Raw genomic sequence first — 1,664 nt, forward strand, 5'->3', positions numbered from 1 at the left:
GAATCATGTATGACGGTAAATGTTGTTTTAAGTACGCTTCCATTTGTGGTTTATTTATGTCTGAACCAACTATGTAAGCAACTAAGCAGTTACTTTCTGAGGCATCTTTCCGTGCTAGAACACAACAATTTTTTATGTTTTCATATCTTAGTAACACATTCTCTATTTCGCCAAGCTCTACTCGATAGCCGCGAATTTTAACTTGATCGTCTTTTCTACCAATAAACTCTATATTTCCATCAGGTAACCATCGCGCGACATCTCCCGTTTTATATAAGCGTTCACCCGTTTCAAATGGATGTGGTATAAACTTTTCTTGAGTAAGTGTTTCTTTATTTAAATATCCTTCGGCAAGTCCTGTTCCTGATATACATAATTCTCCCTCTACACCAATTGGAACTAGATTTTGCGCTTCATTTAAGATATATGCTTTTGTATTACTGATTGGTTTTCCTATCGGAACCGAATCCTCAATGATTCCTTCATATATAGTTGCAAAAATACTAGTTTCTGTAGGTCCATATAAGTTTATATAACGTCCCCCTTGTGACTGAAATAATTTTACTTGATGTAAGGGTGCTTCTTCTCCAGCTGTAATTAAAATTGGTAAGTCATCGATACTTTCTACAGCTAACATTTTTACATAAGCTGGCGTAATGAGAGCTAGTGTTATGGAGTGTTGTTTGAGATAATTTATAAAATAGGTACTATCATTTTTCTTTTCTTCGGCTATAATATACATACTGGCACCACCAAATATTGGTGCTAAAATTTCCCATATAGAAACATCAAAGCATTGATTGGCAAATTGTAAGCTTCTTACTCCTTCATTCATATGAATGGTAGGCATTAGTCCCAATGTAGTATTGATGACTGCTGTGTGCGATACCATGACACCTTTAGGTTTTCCTGTACTTCCGGAAGTGTAAATAATATATGCCAATGAACTTGTATCAAATTCAACATTTGGAAAAGTTGTATTATATGTATCTTTTGCCTCGTTGTATGATGTTAAAAATTCTTGATCAATAATACACTTGCAATTACTATCAGTTTCAATATAATCCATACGTGCTTGTGGATATGCCGGATCAATTGGAATATAAACACCTCCTGTTTTCAAGATTCCCAATATGCAAATAATCCACTGATCACTACGAGATATTTTCAATCCTACAAAATCTCCTATCGTTATTGTTTCGTTGGTTATTAGATAGTTTGCCAAACGATTCGATTCTAAATGTAATTGCTCATAGGTAAATTTTCGATCTTCGTATACAATTGCAATTGCATTGGGGGTTTTTAATACCTGTGCTTCAAATAAGTCTACAATAGTTTGGTCCTTTGGATATTCAACTTCCGTAGCATTGAACTCATGCAATAAAATATTTTGTTCTGACTCTGGAAGTATTGATATATCTGTTACCTTGAGTCTGTCGTTATGAATATGTGCAGCTAGTTCTTTTAAAGTATTGATAACGTATGTTAAGATACGATTTGGATCTATTTTTTCGTCTATTTGAATGTTTAATAAAAAGCCTTTTTCTTCTTCTAAATTATCTACGTTTAGTGTGAAGGGATAGTTAGAACGTTCCTGAGAAGCTACAATTTCTATTCCAGAATTTTCTAATATTGTATCGTCACGTTCTTCTGTATGACGATAA

The 1,664-nt window shown here is 33.7% G+C and carries 1 protein-coding gene; it reads right to left on the minus strand.

Annotation, left to right across the window (positions count from 1 at the left end; genetic code table 11):
- Positions 1 to 1,664, minus strand: a 1,664-nt coding sequence (locus AA088_RS17395; RefSeq protein WP_157547345.1) for a non-ribosomal peptide synthetase, incomplete at both ends; no start/stop codon positions are given.

This window comes from Kordia zhangzhouensis (assembly GCF_001005305.1).
Classification (GTDB): Bacteria; Bacteroidota; Bacteroidia; order Flavobacteriales; family Flavobacteriaceae; genus Kordia; species Kordia zhangzhouensis.